Annotated in this window: 16 protein-coding genes and 1 pseudogene; 15 read left to right on the top strand and 2 right to left on the bottom strand. The window is 42.8% G+C overall.

What is annotated here, in order from left to right; translation table 11 throughout:
• Positions 1 to 66 precede the first annotated feature (66 nt).
• The gene (locus JOJ89_RS17595) at positions 67 to 2,115 is read left to right on the top strand and encodes a molybdopterin-dependent oxidoreductase (RefSeq protein ID WP_203288688.1); all 2,049 of its coding nucleotides are present in this window, start codon (positions 67 to 69) and stop codon (positions 2,113 to 2,115) included.
• Here JOJ89_RS17595 and hpaB read toward each other — a convergent pair.
• Positions 2,112 to 3,572, bottom strand: a complete 1,461-nt coding sequence (hpaB, locus tag JOJ89_RS17590; RefSeq protein ID WP_203288687.1) for a 4-hydroxyphenylacetate 3-monooxygenase, oxygenase component — start codon at positions 3,570 to 3,572, stop codon at positions 2,112 to 2,114. The two genes, JOJ89_RS17595 and hpaB, sit on opposite strands and share 4 nt — an antisense overlap.
• Before the next feature lie 476 nt (positions 3,573 to 4,048).
• On the opposite strand from hpaB, the gene JOJ89_RS17585 reads away from it, so the two are divergent.
• Complete coding sequence (locus JOJ89_RS17585; protein WP_203288686.1) at positions 4,049 to 4,435, top strand: YueI family protein; 387 nt, start codon at positions 4,049 to 4,051, stop codon at positions 4,433 to 4,435.
• 461 nt (positions 4,436 to 4,896) lie between these two features.
• Positions 4,897 to 6,147, top strand: coding sequence for a S8 family peptidase (locus tag JOJ89_RS17580; protein WP_029284065.1), 1,251 nt, complete (start codon positions 4,897 to 4,899; stop codon positions 6,145 to 6,147).
• 198 nt (positions 6,148 to 6,345) lie between these two features.
• Here JOJ89_RS17580 and JOJ89_RS17575 read toward each other — a convergent pair whose 3' ends face one another.
• A complete protein-coding gene (locus JOJ89_RS17575) occupies positions 6,346 to 6,486 on the bottom strand; it encodes a hypothetical protein (protein WP_158001664.1) in 141 nt (46 codons plus the stop codon).
• 136 nt (positions 6,487 to 6,622) lie between these two features.
• Between JOJ89_RS17575 and JOJ89_RS17570 the strand changes: the two genes are divergently transcribed.
• The 12 genes and pseudogenes from JOJ89_RS17570 to JOJ89_RS17515 all read left to right on the top strand — a co-directional run bounded on the left by JOJ89_RS17570 (position 6,623) and on the right by JOJ89_RS17515 (position 18,182).
• Positions 6,623 to 7,894, top strand: coding sequence for a helix-turn-helix transcriptional regulator (locus JOJ89_RS17570; protein WP_203288685.1), 1,272 nt, complete (start codon positions 6,623 to 6,625; stop codon positions 7,892 to 7,894).
• Positions 7,895 to 7,994: 100 nt separating this feature from the next.
• A pseudogene (locus JOJ89_RS21400) lies at positions 7,995 to 9,228 on the top strand (EAL and HDOD domain-containing protein).
• Between the two features lie 61 nt (positions 9,229 to 9,289).
• A complete protein-coding gene (locus JOJ89_RS17560) occupies positions 9,290 to 10,192 on the top strand; it encodes an aldo/keto reductase (protein ID WP_203290377.1) in 903 nt (300 codons plus the stop codon).
• Between the two features lie 101 nt (positions 10,193 to 10,293).
• A complete protein-coding gene (locus tag JOJ89_RS17555) occupies positions 10,294 to 10,896 on the top strand; it encodes a pyroglutamyl-peptidase I (protein WP_203288684.1) in 603 nt (200 codons plus the stop codon).
• A gap of 113 nt (positions 10,897 to 11,009) precedes the next feature.
• Positions 11,010 to 11,237, top strand: coding sequence for a hypothetical protein (locus JOJ89_RS17550; RefSeq protein WP_203288683.1), 228 nt, complete (start codon positions 11,010 to 11,012; stop codon positions 11,235 to 11,237).
• Between the two features lie 227 nt (positions 11,238 to 11,464).
• Entirely contained in the window at positions 11,465 to 11,605 is a 141-nt protein-coding gene (gene degQ, locus JOJ89_RS17545) for a degradation enzyme regulation protein DegQ (RefSeq protein WP_029284053.1), read from the top strand.
• A 146-nt stretch (positions 11,606 to 11,751) separates the two neighbouring features.
• Positions 11,752 to 12,678, top strand: coding sequence for a polyprenyl synthetase family protein (locus JOJ89_RS17540; RefSeq protein WP_203288682.1), 927 nt, complete (start codon positions 11,752 to 11,754; stop codon positions 12,676 to 12,678).
• A 3-nt stretch (positions 12,679 to 12,681) separates the two neighbouring features.
• Positions 12,682 to 12,843 (top strand): competence pheromone ComX, encoded by a 162-nt coding sequence (gene comX, locus JOJ89_RS17535; RefSeq protein ID WP_081414235.1) that lies wholly within the window; start codon positions 12,682 to 12,684, stop codon positions 12,841 to 12,843.
• Positions 12,844 to 13,840: 997 nt separating this feature from the next.
• Positions 13,841 to 15,169 (top strand): sensor histidine kinase, encoded by a 1,329-nt coding sequence (locus JOJ89_RS21175; RefSeq protein ID WP_234703445.1) that lies wholly within the window; start codon positions 13,841 to 13,843, stop codon positions 15,167 to 15,169.
• A gap of 80 nt (positions 15,170 to 15,249) precedes the next feature.
• Positions 15,250 to 15,891, top strand: coding sequence for a response regulator transcription factor (locus tag JOJ89_RS17525; protein WP_029284047.1), 642 nt, complete (start codon positions 15,250 to 15,252; stop codon positions 15,889 to 15,891).
• Positions 15,892 to 16,161: 270 nt separating this feature from the next.
• Positions 16,162 to 16,860: an SIMPL domain-containing protein gene (locus JOJ89_RS17520; protein WP_029566633.1), complete on the top strand. Its 699-nt coding sequence runs from the start codon at positions 16,162 to 16,164 to the stop codon at positions 16,858 to 16,860.
• A gap of 260 nt (positions 16,861 to 17,120) precedes the next feature.
• On the top strand, positions 17,121 to 18,182 hold the full coding sequence (locus JOJ89_RS17515; protein WP_242524627.1) for a PQQ-dependent sugar dehydrogenase: 1,062 nt from the start codon (positions 17,121 to 17,123) through the stop codon (positions 18,180 to 18,182).
• Positions 18,183 to 18,194: the final 12 nt, after the last annotated feature.

Here is an 18,194-nt window from a genome sequence, read left to right as displayed (position 1 = left end):
TTCTTGATGTATATCCAAATCTATTTTATTCTTAATGCAATCATTTTCCAAAAAAGAGGTGTACGCATGCATCCCTATGTCGAAAAAAAGGATGGCGTTTTTCCAAGTGTGTGTTCCCTTGACTGCCCTGATCAGTGCGGTCTCCTGGTGCACAAAAAGAACGGCAAAATTACGAAAATAGACGGTGATCCAAATCACCCTGTCACCAAGGGCAGCATCTGCAATAAAGTACGGCACATGGCTGAACGAATTTATGATGTAAAACGTCTGGAGTATCCCCTTAAACGAACAGGAAAAAAAGGGGAAAACCAATTTGAGCGCATTTCATGGGAAGAAGCATTGAACACCATTTCATCTAAATGGAAAAGTCTGATCGAAAAGGATGGCCCTGAAAGCATCCTCCCATACAGCTTCTACGGCAATATGGGGAATTTAAGCGCTGAGGGGATGGACCGGCGCTTTTTTAACCGGCTGGGGGCGAGCAGGCTTGACCGCACGATCTGCCAGGCGGCGGGTTCTGAAGGGTATAAATACACCATGGGAGGAAGCTTCGGCATTGACCCGGAAGACACGATTCATACGAAGCTGTTTATTTTCTGGGGGATCAATGCGGTGAGCACGAACATGCACCAGATGACTATTGCTCAGAAAGCAAGGAAACAGGGCGCAAAAATTGTTGTCATCGATGTGCATAAAAACCAGACAGGAAGAATGGCAGACTGGTTTATTCCCATTTTGCCGGGAACAGACAGCGCGCTGGCACTGGGGATAATGCATATTCTCTTTAAAAAGGAACTGACAGATGAAGGCTTTTTGAAAGAGCATACTTCGGGCTTCAAGGAGCTTCGGGAGCATGTGAAGCAATACGATCCGCACACGGTATCTGAACTGACAGGCGTTCCTGCCGAGGATATCGTTAAGCTTGCAAAAATGTACGGGGAAACCTCCCCGTCCTGTATCCGCATCGGAAACGGCCTCCAGCATCACGATAATGGAGGGATGTGTATTCGGACCATCGCCTGTTTGCCGGCGCTGACCGGCCAGTGGATGCATAAGGGCGGGGGCGCCATAAAGGGCAATTCCGGCTTTCTGGCATTTAACACAAATGCCCTGCAAAGACCGGATCTTCTTAGAAATAAACAGACAAGAACCATTAATATGAACCTTATCGGAGAAGAGCTTTTGAGCGCAGATCCGCCCATTCATTCGATGTTTGTCTACGGAAGCAATCCTGCCGTTGTGGCGCCGGAATCGGGAAAAGTGAAAAAGGGATTGATGCGGGAGCACCTTTTCCTTGTCGTCCACGATCTTTTTCTCACAGAGACCGCTGCTTATGCAGACATTGTGCTGCCGGCTTCATCCGCTTTTGAAAATACGGATTTCTATACTTCCTACTGGCATCACTATATTCATTTGCAGGAACCGGTAATTGAGAAATTCGGAGAGTCAAAGTCAAATGCCGAAGTGTTCCGTCTTCTGGCTGAAAAGATGGGATTCACTGAACAGGCGTTTAAAGATACAGATGCAGAGATGATCAATCAGGCGCTGAATAATACTCATAATCCCTATTTGGACAACGTGACATTTGATGAACTGGCTGAGAAGAAATGGATAAAGGCCAGCGTAAAACCTTTATTTCCGGGGAAGCTGAATACGCCAAGCGGGAAAATCGAGCTCTATTCAGGCGCAATGGAAAAAGCCGGCTACCAGCCGCTTCCTGTGTATACTCCGCTTGTAAAAGAGAGTGAGCTTCCCTTTCTTTTTGTGCCGGGACCCAATCATAACTTTCTGAATTCCACATTCTCCAATAATCAAAAACACGTTTCGCTTGAGAAAACGCCACTTGTCCATATAAATAAAAAGGATGCAGAAGAGGCGGGGCTTTCTGATGGAGATACGGCCATTATCTGGAACGGGAGGGGAGAGTGCGAGCTGACGGTTGCTGCCGGAGAGAATGTCCTGCCTGGCGTTTTAGTCACACAAGGGCTGTGGGCAGAGGACCCGGCAAAAAAACAGCTTGTGAATGTACTGACGCCAGACAGGCTGTCCGATATGGGAAAAGGAGCTGTCTTCTTCTCGGGAAGAGTCGGCATAAAAAAGAAAGAACGTCCTTAGTCCTGAGGGCGTTCTTCCGCTTTTTCCAAAAAGTCTTTTACTCTGTCCATATACTGTTCTCTCGAATAGCTGCTGTAGATATTTTTAGCAAGCCTTATAGGATCTCCGAAGAAATACCGTTCATAATGGGTTTGCCGCGTTCCGAATGAACTCATCGTCAGCTCCCATGCGAGGCGGAACAGCTTTGTTTTCGTTTTTGCATCAACTGCTGCCCCCTGAAGGTACTGCTCAATATCCTTTCCGATAGGAGATGCAAAATCTTCTTCTGAAGGCAGCACCATCAGTCCGCCGGCGCCAATCTGCTGAAGGAGACTGATATAGTGCGGATAGAGCTTTGAGAAAAGAGTAACGGCAGCGTAGAGTGCATGAGAACTTGGCGTCATCGTTCCGAAAGCGTCCACTTTTGCTTCAGATTCAGAACGGAGAAGGAGTGCCTCCATGCTTTCAAGACCAAGAATCATTTCAGACATTTTAAGCTGAATATGTTCATAGGCAGTTACTTCAAGAGAATTGATCATCACCTGGGCAAGACCAATAAGAAACTGCAGCTTCACGATCTGTCTTGTGACGACTTGATGAAGAGCGTGCGGTGCAAAACCGCTCTGAGTGAAAAGTTTAAAAGCAATGTCCTGTCTATGATAGAAAAAGACCCGTTCCCACGGCACTAGAACGTCCTCAAACACAAGCAGGGTATCCATTTCATCAAACCGGGATGAAAGAGGATAATTAAAGGCGGATTCTCCTAAGTGAAATGGCTCGCGGCAAATAAACTTCAGTCCGGGTGTATTGGCAGGAATACTGAAGGCAAACGCATAATCATCGCTTAAATTGTTTCCGCCTGAAGGGAATATCAGCACCTCATCCGTCATTCCGCCTTCAGTTGCAAGCAGTCTTGCCCCTTTTATGACAAGGCCGTCAGCCGTTTTTTTGACGATTTTAGCTGCAATCGGCTGTCGTGTTTCTTCTGTATAATACAAAGAGCGGTTCACTTGCGGATTAATAAAGCTGTGGGTAAAAGATAAGTCCTGCTCAAGCGCCCTGCGGTACATGTTCCTTAAATTCTCAGCAAACTCCTCATCCTGGGAGCCGGCAATGGAAGCAGCAGCGGAAAGCGACATTAAGGCGGTATTCATATAGTCGGGACTTCTTCCCATCATGCCGCAGGTAGCTTTTGCCCAAGTCTCAATCATCCGCCGTCTTTTTTTTAAGTCTTCAGCCGTTTTCGGCTCCAGGTAGGACATCCCTGCCGGCTTTCCAGTAAACGGAGAAGGAAATGTCATAAAGCCGAGGTTTTCCTTCTGAACCTGCAAATCATATAGAGAAGCCTTTGTCTGCATGGCACCTTTATATACAGGGTGCATAAATAGAGGCTTCTCAATCGGCTGTCCTTTTAGCCATACATTTGGTTTTAATGCCGCCATACGCTGCAAATAATCTTTCCCTGATATCGCAGACATCCTATTCCTCCCAGCGGTTTGAAGTAGCGTGTGTGATTGTAAAATATACCCAAATAAATGAATCACTGATACAGATACTATATGCCGGCCTCATGCTGCGGGTGTTTTGGAAAAATGGAAAGAGGCTGCAGGCAGGGTGTGTGATGAAATGAAGAATTTGACCCAGAGGAAACGAAGAAAAAAAGAAGAATATTAATCTGAAAGCGTTTACTTTTATGCGGGCGTTTTAAAAAGGCAAGAGTAAGGAAAAGATGAATACCAGATTGAATTAAAGGGGGAACTACTCATGCAAGAAGCAGATTTTTTTAAAGGGATGATCTGGGCTGGTGTTTTGAGTGTACCGCTGTGGCTGTCTTTCTTCGGATGGATGAAAATTCTTCTGGCCTATTCATGGTAAACGGGTCGCATGATTTCACGTTTACACGCAACTCTGCTAAAGTAAAATGTATAACCCAGCATAAAAGGAGACCTTCATCATGTCAGACGAACAGATTGACCTCTACTTAAAGCAGGGGATCTACGGTACCCCTGAGACGAAACCGGAAGAAAGAAACAAATTTCTGGGCACTCTGAGAGAAAGAATTGAAATAGCTCTTACAAATGGCCAGGTTAGACAGAAAAAAGTATACAGCGAAGCCGCAGCCGCCATCAGGCTCGGAAAAGGGCATCAGCTGCTTTTAAATGGAACCATTGCTTATTCAGACCTTTCAAAATATATTAAGCTTGCAAATGAAGCAGAACAGCCATTTACCATTGTAAGTGATCAGAAGGAGACAAAAATAGGCCTGATTGTCGCTGCAGAACATGCCATCGACAAAGAATCCATTTTTGTTGAAGACTCTATTTACAAGAAATCTTTTTGATAAAGAATGAAAACCACTGGGATCCCCAGTGGTTTTTAAAATACTTTATAAAAAACATAAAAAACAAACAGCCATATAGGAATGGAAAGAATAATCCCGTAAAAACATCCTTTTGCAAAAGATTGATCATTCTTCATAAATTACTCCTTGATGATACGTCATACCCCTACTATATCTTTGGAAGGGAAAAAAATTCAACAAAAAATGTCTTATTTTGTCGATTAAACTCTTTAATCTCCTTTTCCAACTAAAGATTAGTTAAACTTCCAGATAAAAAATTCCATTATTATGAAAATCAGGAAAAGAATACTCCTTCCAACATAAAAGACAGACTATTCTCACATATTAAAACTTGTACTTATTAGTAAATTAAGATTATTGTGAAAATTGTTAACGTATTATATATTTAATTTACTTCGAAGTACAAAGTTATGAAAAACTAACATTTTGAGAGGGGAAATATGATGAAGTTTTCAAAAACGCTTGGAGCCGCTGCACTTAGTCTGTCTTTAAGTCTTTCATCTTTTGGAGCTGCCGCTTTTGCCGAGGCTCCAGTTAAGCAGGAGGCGCAGCAGGAGCAATTCCGTGTTGTCATTAAAGGAACAGATGCACAAAAAGTAAAGAAGAATCATAAAGTCCGCAGAGATTTCGGTGCTGCCGGCTATACTGCGACGGTCACTCAGGAGCAGCTTGAGAAACTTCAGAAAAACAGCAGGCTGAAGGTTGAAAAGGTTGCAACATTTAAAGTGGCTGCAGGCAAGCCTATTAAAACGATGGCAGTGCCGAGCACACGGACTCCGTGGGGAATTAAGGCCATTTACAACAACAGCTCGCTGACTCAGACTTCAGGCGGTGACGGCATTAAAATTGCTGTTTTGGACACTGGAGTACAGACAAGCCATATTGACCTGTCTCAAAACGCCGAGCAGTGCAAAGATTTCACTGTAGGCACAACGTATACGAACAACTCTTGTACAGACCGCAATGGACATGGAACTCACGTGGCAGGTTCAGCTCTTGCTAACGGCGGTTCAGACGGACAAGGCATTTACGGTGTAGCACCTCAGGCTGAGCTTTGGGCATACAAAGTGCTGACTGACAGCGGATCAGGCTACTCTGATGATATTGCAGCGGCGATCAGACATGCTGCTGATGAAGGAACAAGAACTGGATCAAAAGTTGTTATTTCAATGTCACTTGGTTCAAGCGGAAAAGACAGCCTTATCACAAGTGCAGTTGATTACGCATACAGCAAAGGCGCTTTAGTGATTGCTGCTGCAGGAAACTCAGGTTATGCAAATAACACAATCGGCTACCCGGGTGCTTTGACAAACGCAGTGGCGGTCGCAGCTCTTGAAAATGTACAGCAAAACGGGACATACCGTGTTGCAAACTTCTCATCCCGTGGAAATTCAGCGACTGACGGAGACTTTGTGATTCAGGAAAGAGATGTTGAGATCTCTGCTCCTGGTGCTGCTATCGAATCTACTTGGATTAACAGCGGCTACAACACAATCAGCGGAACTTCTATGGCTACTCCTCACGTTTCAGGTCTTGCTGCGAAAATCTGGTCTTCAAATAAAGGCCAAAGCAATGCACAAGTCCGTGCGGAACTTCAGCGACGTGCAAAACTGTATGACATCAAAGGCGGATACGGAGCGGCAACTGGTGACGACCATGCATCAGGCTTCGGATTTGCAAGAGTTCAATAATACTATAAAAAGAGCTTCCGGATTTTAGATCCGTGAAGCTCTTTTTATACAGAAAAAACCGCTGAAACAGGACGCTTGAAGGCCTATTTCAGCGGTTTTGCAGTTTCTATAAAGCTTTCTCTTATAAAGAATTTTCCAAAATTGATTGGTTCACGTTCTGAAAAATATGGTTTAATAGATAAATATAAAACAATCTGCTCAGCTGTATTTTTCAGACTTGATGATTCTCGGCCATTCTTCGTCAGCCGTATGGACTTTATTATCTACTGCAGAAAAGCCTGCTGTAAGGATGGCTGCACCAAGTGCAAGATACAATAAATATTTTTTCCCTTTTTTCATGTTATGACCTCCAATGATTTATTTATTTAACATTTTAAAAAAACTAACATTTTGTTATAATTAACTGACAATTCAAATATATACAACTATTCAATTTCTTGTCAAGACATAATCGACTTTTTTCAGGAGGGTATGAATGAATACCGTTGGCTTAAAACTCAGGCATTTGAGAAAGAAACAAAAACTGACCCAAAGTGAGCTTGCAGCAGGCATTGTGAACAGAAGCTATATCAGCCAGCTTGAAAAAGGCATGGTGCAGCCATCGTATAAACTGCTATTAAAGTTCAGTGAACGGCTTCAGTGTGATATTCATGATTTCTTTGAAGAGGAAAATAAAGCACTTCTTTCATTTGATATTAAAAAAGCGCTGTCAAATTTGGAGTTTGCTGTTATAAACGATGATTTTGCGGATGCTGAGGAGCATCTGAATGATATCGAAAAGAATCTGTCAGCTCTTAATCAGCGGGATCTTGCTCTTTATTATTTCTGTCAGGGGCGCATTCTGCAGAGTGTCAGGCAGGATACGGATGGAGCCGTCACGGCTTTTGAAAAAAGCTATGAGCTGTACTGTAATCTGCCGTATTGCGAGGAACGGCTGAGAACGAGCAATGAACTCTCCTCTATGCTTATTAATGAAGACCGCTTTTCAAAAGCATTTACCTATTTGAATGAAGCGTATGATGATTCCATTGCCTTCAAGGCATCGGGAGTAGAAAAAATATCCCTGCTGAACAACCTTGGCCTTGCCCATGCTAAAAAGGGGGAGTACTACTCCGCCATCCGCTTTATTAAGCAGGCTCTTTCAGTCAGCAGCAAAACAGCCATCTATTATCAGACAGGCATCGTCTACATGGTTCTTGGCTTATGCTACAGAAGGATGAGCCAGTATGAAGATGCAAAAGGCGCCTATTCAAAGGCACTTTTGTTTTTTGAGGGAACAGACGATCAGCTGAACCTGGCAGGAACATATACAAACCTGGGTATTTTAAGCAGATATACATCAGATGCAGAAAGTGCTGTCTCGTATCTAAAATCAGCTCATGACCTGTACAATCAGCTGGAAGACAGCAAAGGGATCTTAAATACATTATTTGAACTTGCTGTTACTTATCAGGAGTCCGGAAAAGAGGAGCACGTTCTCAGCCTGTACAAATCATTCAACGAAGCGTATTCAGAGCCTTTTACCGATTATAAATTTAAATTTCTTCATCTGCTTGGCGATATGCATCAATCACGCGGGGAACTGACGGATGCTTTAAGATGTTATCATGAAATCCTTGATGAATCGGAAGCTGTTAAGGACCGCTCAGTCATTAAGGATGCACTGAAAAAAGTGGCTGCGATTGCATGCGGCAGGCGCGATGAGAAAACGCTGTTTTACGTCACAGAAAAATACTTGGCACTTTAAAAAACTATCTACATAATTCGACAGCCCTGACTGCAGCTTTTGTGTACAATCGATATAGGTCAATTGTACTGATTGGTAAAAGGGCAAAGGGGTTGAACATATGAAGGTATTCGTAGCCAGGCAGCCGATTTTTGACAAAAAGGGTCAAAATGTTGCCTACGAATTACTTTACCGCAATGGAGATAAAAGTAACACATTCCCTAATATAGACGGGGACGAGGCAACAACAGATGTGATTGTAAACAGCTTTATAAATATCGGTCTTGAAGAACTGTCACAGGGGAAAAAATGTTTTATTAACTTTACAGAGAGCCTGCTTCAAATGAAGCTCCCAAGTTACTTCAATCCTAGTTCGATTGTAGTGGAGATCCTGGAAGATGTTCCCGTGACAGAAGAACTTGTCAGCATCTGCAGAGACTTGAAAAAGCAGGGGTATACAATTGCCCTGGATGATTTTAATGTTGTGCAGAATAACCTTCTGCTGAACAGACTGCTTGCGTATATCGACATCATTAAAGTTGACCTGCTGCAGACAAGTCCTGCAGCCAGGAAAGAAATTATAGAGAGATATAAGCCATTCGGCGTTTCCTTTCTGGCTGAAAAAGTGGAAACACATGATGAATATGAGCAGGCCGTACGCGACGGATATGACTATTTTCAAGGATACTTCTTCAGCAAGCCTGTTGTTTTGTCAAGCTATGATATTCCGATTTATATACAGGCCTATTTGCAGATTCTTCATGAGCTGTCAAAAACAGAGCCTGACATCGACACCATCACAGAACAAATTGAGCAGGATCTGTCTTTGTCATACAAAACTGCTCAAACTCATTAACTCTCCTGCATTCAGGCCAAGAAATAAAATAAAGTCCATAAAGCAGGCGATCGTTCTTCTCGGATTAAATGAAATAAAGAAATGGATTTACATTTTATCCATCAAAAACCTGAAAGGAAATCAAGATCCCATTCAGGAAGAAGTGATCCGTCTTTCTCTGCAGAGAGCAAAATTATGCGAAAAGCTTTCTGTTAAAATGGGCAAAACAGAACCATCTCTTTATATGCTCACGGGCATGTTTTCACTTGTAGACGCGCTCTTGCACCGCAGTCTTGATAAAGTGCTTGATGAACTTCCTTTATCAGACGACATACGGGATGCCATTCGGGGAAAACAGAATGAAATCCGGATTGTTTTGGACGCGGCTGTTAAAATTGAAACATTTAAATGGGAGGATTTGCCGCTGTCCCTTGATGAAATTGATGAATGCTACAGAGAGGCAATTGCCTGGTCAGCCCATCTGCTTGATGCAGACAAAGAAACGGCGAAAAGCGGCTGAAAGCCAATCGCTTTGAATTTATGTAAATGAGAGATACAATACGATAGAAAGGAGAATGATGATGCAGCGTATACAACTGACAGAAAACTTATCATTTTCAAGAATTGTTCATGGACTTTGGAGACTCTCTGACTGGAACATGTCAAATGAGGAAGTGCTTCAGCTGATCGAAGATTGTCTTGAAGCGGGAATTACAACATTCGACCATGCGGATATTTACGGGAATTACACATGTGAAAAGCTCTTTGGCGACGCGCTTGCTCTTAAACCGGAGCTGCGGGAAAAAATGGAGATTGTCACGAAGTGCGGAATTAAACTTGTTTCTGACAACCGCCCGGATCATGGGATTAAATCATACGACACAAGTAAAGAGCATATCCTGGCATCAGTGGACAAATCCCTGGAAAACTTCCGGACAGACTACATAGATGTACTGCTGATCCACCGTCCTGATCCATACATGAATCCTGCCGAAGTGGCAGAAGCGTTTAAACAATTGAAAGAAGAGGGCAAAGTCCGTCATTTTGGCGTGTCTAATTTTAAGCGCTCTCAGCTTAAGATGCTTCAATCCCATCTCGATTTTCCGCTTGTGACAAATCAGATCGAGCTTTCTGCTTATCAGCTTGAGAACTTCGAAGATGGAACTCTTGATCTTTGCCAGGAAGAGAGAATGGCGCCAATGGCGTGGTCGCCTCTTGCAGGCGGCAGCATTTTTTCTGCAGAAAATGAAAGAGCTGAAAACCTCCGCAGCACCCTTGAACGAATTGCCGGAGAAATTGGCGCAGACGGAATCGATGAAGTCCTTTATGCGTGGCTGATCAGCCATCCTGCAGGGATTATGCCGATTGTAGGCTCAGGTAAAATGAACAGAATTCAATCCGCAATCCGCGCTCTTGATCTCAAATTGACGCGCGAGCAATGGTTTGACATTCTTCAGGTGTCAATGGGACATGAAGTAGCGTAATTTAATCCGAAAACCTCTGCCTGACAGGCGGGGGTTTTTTTTATGAATGAATGATGTGACAGAATCTTCTGATATAATAAGGCCGTGAGGAGATGATCCATTTGAAAAAACTATTGCTGACAGGATTTGAACCATTCTTGGATTACCCGCTTAACCCGACAGCTGAAATTGCAAAGCAGCTTGACGGCGAGATCATAGGCAGCTGGAAAGTGGCAGGTGCTGTATTGCCTGTAGCATTTTCAAACACGTGGGAACAATGCCTCCTGCAGATCGAAAAGGAAAAGCCGGATGCCGTCATGCTGCTCGGTTTAGCTGCCGGAAGAGATAAAATTACGCCTGAAAGAGTGGCCATCAACTGTGCGGATGGAGATAAAGACAACGACGGAATTGTAAAGCAGGACGAATTGATAGAGAATGAGGGCCCTGCTGCGTTCTTCAGCACACTCCCAATCAGAAAATTTGTGAATGCACTTGAAAGAGACGGTATACCTGCAGGAATCTCCAATACAGCAGGAACATATCTATGCAACTACCTTATGTACCGCGTGTGCCATCACTTTGAATCGGCTGATCAAAAGGTTCCGGCAGGATTTATCCATATTCCTGCATCAGAAGAGCTTGCCCTGGAACTTGGTCATGTACCGGGGATGCCTCAGGAGAAATTAGCAGATGCAGTCAGAAAAATGATTCGCTGTTTGGACTGAGCGACTTTTTTGCAGAAAAATATGAGCTGCTTCCAGGAAAATAAAGGAATGACCAATTTGATGTCGAAATAAGGTAATGTTCATTCTATTTTTAAAGGAGGTTCAACTCTCTCATGCGTGTGCAGCCATCCGTATATGTGCTGGATGATAAAACGGTTGCGGTGTTTTCGGTGGTTATCGGTGACAGTAAGGTTAAAATGGAGTGTTTGCTCTCAGAACAGGGAATTCTTGATTACACCTTGGAATTTAGCGGACCAATCGAAAAGAGAGAAGAACTGACAAAAATGGCCCTTCAGGAAGCAGAGTCCTATCATCTGCAGTCAATTAATACTGTAAAATAAATCACCCCATTCACATGGGGCTTTTTTCTGCCTTTTTTTATAAATGAGATTGGACAGTGAACAAAAAAGACTACCAGCGCAAGTTGCGGTATCACGCACTGATTCTTTCGCATTATTTTCGGTGAAATTCCTTTTCACATCCTTTAAAATTTAAAGTAAGGAAAGATCAAAACACGTGTTTCGTTCACCATGCAGAATTTGATCTTTTACAGAGGAGTGTGGAAACGATGAAAAAGCACAACATTGAAGAGATTACTCAATTATTGAAACGTCTTGAAAAAGAAATTCAAGAAACGAAGCAGTCGCTGAGAATGATCAATAAAAGCATTGATAAGTATGATAAATACTCCTTTATAAACGTGTCATAAGACTTGGCTGAATGCAGCCGGGTCTTTTTTTTTACCCATATAATGGGATTAACTGTTAAATGTTTTATATTTATGTAAAAAGATTGTTTTTAAGCTACTCAATTTGTCGCGAATATTGTAATATAATTTCGAAGGGGTGATTACATTTGGACTATAAATCTCTGATTCACCGTTTAAACACTGCAGTAACATCTCATATTGAGAACGAAAAATTGCTGCACCTTCTTCTTTCGTTCATAGAAGCGAAAAAGACCTTCCCTTTTGCCCAATTGACAAACCTGCACTATACAGCTTTTGGAGGGAAAGAGGACGAAGTTGTTCACCTGTCGGGTGCAGTTGAGCTTTTAGCTCTTTCATTCGACATTCTGGATGATCTCGAAGACCTAGACAATTTTGAAGAGCCATGGATGAAGATTGACTCTTCGGTCGCCCTTAACGCTGCTACAGCCCTCTATACGGTCAGTCTGAAAATGGCTGATGAACTTCACAGCCCTTATAAAGGAATGATCATCAGCGTATTTCACCGTTTAGCCCTTCAGGCAATGGAAGGACAGCACGCCGATTTGGAGAATAGGATTGAAACCGAAGAAGAATGCACCTCCATGATCGAAAAAAAGTCAGGTTCCCTCGTAGCTCTCGCATCTGTAAGCGGAGCTATGCTCGCAACTGGAGAAGAGCAGGCAATTGTCGAAAAATATTCCTATCAAATAGGACTGGCTGCCCAAATTGAGAACGATTACCGTGACTTATTTCATCTGCATAAAAATGATTTGTCATCACAGAAAAAATCTTTGGCTCTCCTCTACATAAACAGGGAGTTTAATGAACATTCAAAAGAACTGAGCCGTTTTATCGCAGAAGGCAAGTCATATGAGGAGCAATACGGGGATGCAGCAGCATTCAAATCGAAATTGTTTCAATCTGGCGTCGTCCACTACCTCAATGTCATCAAACAAATTGCTCTTCAAAAAGCTTCAACTTTACTTGCCGAACTGCCCTTGCCGCAGCATCAAATTGAGCTTCTTAAGTCTCATTTGATCATAAATCAATCAGAAAATAAAAGGAGAGATTAATTCATGCAGGAAATCGTCAATTTTTTAGTAGAAAACCCTGAAATCGTTGAAAAAGTAGTAAACGGAGAAGCAAGCTTACTGGGTGTGAAAAATGTAGATGAAGTGTTAGGATTAGTTGAGGGGCTTTTAGGAACAGACAGAATTACTAACATGTACTGGTGGTAAAAAGCTCTATTTCAATAAATAGGTGAAAAAGATGAAATTGAACTTAAACCGAGCATACTTGCTAATTGTAATCTTTAGCTTCATTCTCACGATTTATTTTGCATACATTAATGTTAAATTTCCATACACAGGGGCTACTGTCCGCGATATTGACAATCAGCTCGTAGTAACAGCTGTAGAACCGAATACTTGGTCAAGTCAATCACATTTAATTCCGGGAGATATTGTAACTGAAGTGAATGGTTATGACGCTCTGGATCACTTCCCGGCCACCAATTATGGTGTACTGGAACAAGTGGATGAGATTACTATTGATCGTGATGGTGAAATAATTTCTTTCAAGGTATCAGATACTATCATTAATAGTCAAAGTCTATTTATGCTGATCATTCCTCTGACTTTATATGTACTTTGCCTTTTTTGCAGCTATTTTGTTTTCAAAAGTAATAAAGATTTAAATTTAAAATCTGCCTATTTATTGAATTTGTTTTTGCTTACTATTGCTATGGCTTACTTTAGTGCAAGTGGTTCATCAAGGGGAGATTTATTAAGCAGGTATATAAATCTTTCCCTTTTTCTACTGGTACCGGTTTTATATTTGAACTTTATTTATAAATATTTTCAAGAGCTTGGGAAAAAACTATTTTCAAGGAATTTTATTATTGCAGGCTACGTTGCCGTGTTTGTAAATATATTAATGGAATATATATTAGACACGCTGCTTTTTGCTTATCACATAACTAAAAGTTTAAACCTTATTACGTTCTTTGTACTAATAATCCTTACTTTTGTATTGAAACTTTATGGTTTAAGAAAAGTACGTTATTCAGATCAAAAATATCTAGTGAAAGTATTAATAATAACAAATATTATTGCTTTTTCACCTTTTGTATTTTTGTATATACTTCCTTTTATTTTCTTGAATAAGTATATATTTCCTCCCACCATCCTATCTTCTTTCTTATTATTAGTACCATTCTCGTTAGTTTATCAATTTATGGCTACTAAAATTTATGATATTGAGTTTATTTTGGGAAGGGTAAGGTATTATTCATTATTGGCCGTTCTGCCGACAATTGTATTAGTGGCAATTACGACGTTAATTAAAGAGGATAATCCTACTTTCTACCCCGTTAAACTCTCAATCTTCATCTATATAACAATGCTGGTTGTCTTCTACATCAAAGAAATTCTCGATTTCCGCTTCCGGTTTAAGCGTTTTTCGGAGAAGTACAACTATCAGGACAGTATCTTTAAATATACGCAGAGCATCCGTAAAGCGAGCAAGCTGGATCAGGTCATCAGCGAGCTGAAAGAGGTTATTACAGATGTCCTGCTTGTCAGCAGGGCAAGCTATGTGGAAGTAAATAAAGATGGGGCTATTGTTTCGGTTGATATTCAGATGAAAGGGTCTGATTATCTCCTGTATGAAAAAGAGATAAGGAAAGCATCGCATGAGATCGGGAAGATCGTTGAAGTGGACAGGGGTTTTGTGATTAATGTGGGGGAGACAGACGAGCGCAGTTTTGTGATGGTCTGCCTGTCCATGCTCAATACGCCAAAGCTCAACAGGGATGAGATTTCATGGCTGAAGACCCTTTCTTTCTATACGAATATTTCCCTTGAAAACTTCCTTAAGATTGAAGAACTGATGAGCCATCTCCAGAAGATCAAAAGCGAAGGCAGCAATCCGGCCTGGCTGACTAAGGTGCTCTTTTCCATCGAGGAAAAACAGCGCTCTAATCTCGCTAAGGATCTGCACGATTCTGTTCTTCAGGATTTGATTTCACTGAAGCGCCAGTGTGAGCTGGCACTGGCTGAGCTCCAGGCTGCCCCGGCTGTTTTTACGGACCAGCTTCAGGATATGAACAGTTCGATGACGAATATTATTAAAACGACCCGTGAAACCTGCCAGGAGCTTCGGCCGCAGCTGCTGTATGATCTGGGCCTCGTTAAGGCGCTTCAGAAGCTTGCTGCCCAGTACAATGAAACGGCACCGTTTGATGTCAGGCTCAATGCCGGCAACTTCACAAAATCGATTGATATTGACACCCAGCTGAACTTGTACCGCATTGTCCAGGAGCTTCTTACCAATGCCGGCAAGCATTCGAATGCCATGCATGTGCTGATTATGCTTGTCTGTATCAAGGATAAAATCGTTCTGCATTATGAGGACGATGGAATTGGCTTTGACCAGAACGAATTGTACACCAATCATCAGAGTATGGGGCTCTCTGGAATTGCTGAACGGGTTAAAGCGCTGAATGGGACCCACTCTATTGAGACGTCAAAGGGCAACGGGTTTAAAGTTGTCGTAGAGATTTAAGTTGCACCTTCAGACTTGGCACAGGCCAGGTCTTTTTTATAGAATAGTAAGCAGAGGCAGTGGACAGAGAGGTTGATACAATGTTGCATATTTTAGTTGTGGACGATCATCCGGCAGTGCGTGAAGGAACAAAGGCCATTCTTGAAACCGATTCACAAGTGAAGGTTTCGTACCTGAATCCCCCTTACTCCAAAGATGTGATTCAGCACCTGAATTTTCAGGAGTATGATGTGATTCTTATGGATATGAACCTGGGAGACATAAACGGCATGGAGCTTTCCACAGAGATTATTAAGCACTCAGAGGATTGCAAAATTATTTTATATACAGGCTATGATGTAGAGGATTATTTTGAAGAAGCCATCCGGCTTGGCATTCATGGAGCAATAAGCAAAACAGAAACGAAAGAAAAAATTCTTTCTTCCATCCGGCATGCTCTTTCAGGGGATATTGTTGTTCCTTATTCCTATTTGAAATCCCTCATTCTTCAGCAAAAAAATAAAAGCAGTTCTGCTCATTCAGAGACTGAGACGCTGAATGAAAGAGAAAAAGCCATTCTCCAGGAGGTTGAACGCGGTTTAACCAACCAGGAAATTGCCGATAAGCTGCACTTGAGCAAGCGCTCGATCGAATATAGCCTTACTTCCATCTTTAATAAATTAAATGTCGGGTCAAGAACAGAAGCCGTTCTGATTTCCAAATCCGAAGGCATTATTGATTAGTGTGCAGAGCAGATCTGCACACTTTTTTGCAGGTTTATAGATATTTAAATGCTTAAAGTGTGAAATTAGTAGTGAGTTATCATCGTCCAGCTCCAGCGCCTAGATCCTCTGTCAGAACAAATCCGACATAAAAGTCAAAACCGGACTTTTTTGTCGGATTCTTATCTGCCTATCGGATCTGTTCAAGGCGCTTGCGCTTTTGTGATTATACGTTTTTTTCTCTGCATACAGTTAAATAGAACGCTAGCATGCTGAGGGGAGAATGAATGTATGTATCCAATGTACGGACAGCCTTACAATCCTGCATACCGTCATGCCTTAAAGGCGGATGAACGAAAAGCAAAAGGCGGAAGCACCCTGTCTGTAAGAGGGATGGGGAAGGTGGAGGCTGCGCCTGATACAGCCGTGCTGCAGCTTGCCGTTGTCACAATGGATAAGGATGTAACGGCCGCACAAGAAGAAAACAAGCGGCGGGTCAATCAGCTTATCAGGACACTTCAGGACGAGGGAATTGATGAAAAACAAATTGAAACGATTTCCTATACCGTGTTCCCGCAATACGACTACACTGGAGGCTCTGAGCCGGTCCTGAAGGGCTATGAAGCGGTTAACACACTCTCTGTCAGAACACGGGACTTAGACACAATCGGCAGCATTTATGATGCAGCCTTCGCAAACGGAGCCAACCGGTCTGACTCGCTGCAGTTTTTTCTTTCTGATCAGCAGAAATGGATCAATCAGGCTCTTGATCTTGCGGCAAAGCAGGCACTAGAAAAGGCAGAAGCCATCGCACTGTCGTATCGGCTGAATTTAAACCGCACCCCGGTAAAAATAACAGAAGAATCAAGAGGGTTTTCACCTCTTTCCAAAGAATTAAGTCTTGGAGCGCAATCTTCCGGGCAGACACCCATTTTTGCAAGACAAATCGAGGTAACTGCTGAACTCGAGGTTGTTTTCTCCTATCAGTAGCAAGTTTACAAACTTTATACTTTTTCTCAATATTTCCATCACATCCATCCGCTATGATTGACCTTAATTAAGATTATGAGCGTAAGTAAGCGCTTTCTATTAGGGGGATGGCAGCATGGATGTGACGGCGGTTTTACCGATTCTTGGTTTAATGGCGATTTATTTTTGCTTTGCTTTGGCAGCTCTTCGCAAATAGCAGAAGGGTGACGCGTGAATGATTGTTTCTTTTCAGTTAAACTAGATGTAAATGGAAATCAGAGGTGATCGTTCTGAGGAAATGGGTTGCAGTTGGTGCACTGATTTTTCTTGCCGGATGTCAGTCGGGTCAGGAAAGTCCAGAATCAGAAGCTGTTGTTCAGCAAGAGGGTCAGGGGGCTGAAAGTGTCTTGAAAGAGATGGATGTTCCATGGTCAATTAATGAACACAGCGGAACTTTTTATCTGAGCGAACGAAAAGGAAAGATTGTCAAGTGGGACAGCACATCCGGCAAAAAAGACGTTCAGGATGTTTCCTTTGACAAAAAAGTTCACCTGGAAGGGGAAGGCGGATTTCTCGGGCTGCAGCTTGCCCTGGACTTTGACAAAAGCAGACAGGCCTATGCTTACCATACATATAAGGATGGCGGAAGCATTAAGAACAGGATTGTTGTCATTGAGGAGCGGAACGGTGGATGGAAAGAGGTGCGTGTGCTGCTCGAAGATATTCCCGGTGCCCGTTTTCACAATGGCGGCCGGCTGAAGATCGGCCCTGACGACAAGCTGTACGCGACAGCTGGAGATGCTTTAACCCCGGAGCTTGCACAGGACAGGGAATCACTTGCAGGGAAGATTTTGAGACTCGAACTTGACGGCGCACTGCCTGATGACAATCCGTTCCCGGAATCATATGTGTACTCATATGGACACAGAAATCCGCAGGGGCTCGCATGGAGTGATAACGGGGAGATGTACAGTACGGAGCACGGCCAGTCTGCTCACGATGAGATCAACCGTATTATGCCAGGCAGGAATTATGGGTGGCCTGTGATTGAAGGGGACGAGCAGCAGGAGGGGATGGAAACACCGTTTTTCCATACCGGCAGCGAGACATGGGCGCCATCCGGCATCGCCTATAAGGATGGCCGTCTGTACGTTGCTGCATTGTCCGGAAATGCTGTAAAAAGAGTGAATATAAATTCCCGCAAAGCAGCAAATGAAATGGATGGTTTCGGAAGGATGCGGGATGTGCTGGTAGCAGGCGGCGAAATCTATGCCATAACAAACAACCGCGACGGAAGAGGCAATCCGCGCCCTGGCGATGATCAGCTTCTGGTGAAAAAATAGAGGAGGAATCAG

The sequence above is a fragment of the Metabacillus sp. cB07 genome (assembly GCF_016839225.1).
Classification (GTDB): Bacteria; Bacillota; Bacilli; order Bacillales; family Bacillaceae; genus Bacillus_P; species Bacillus_P indicus.
Note: the sequence above shows the minus strand (reverse complement) of the source record. Positions and strands in the feature narration are given on the sequence as shown.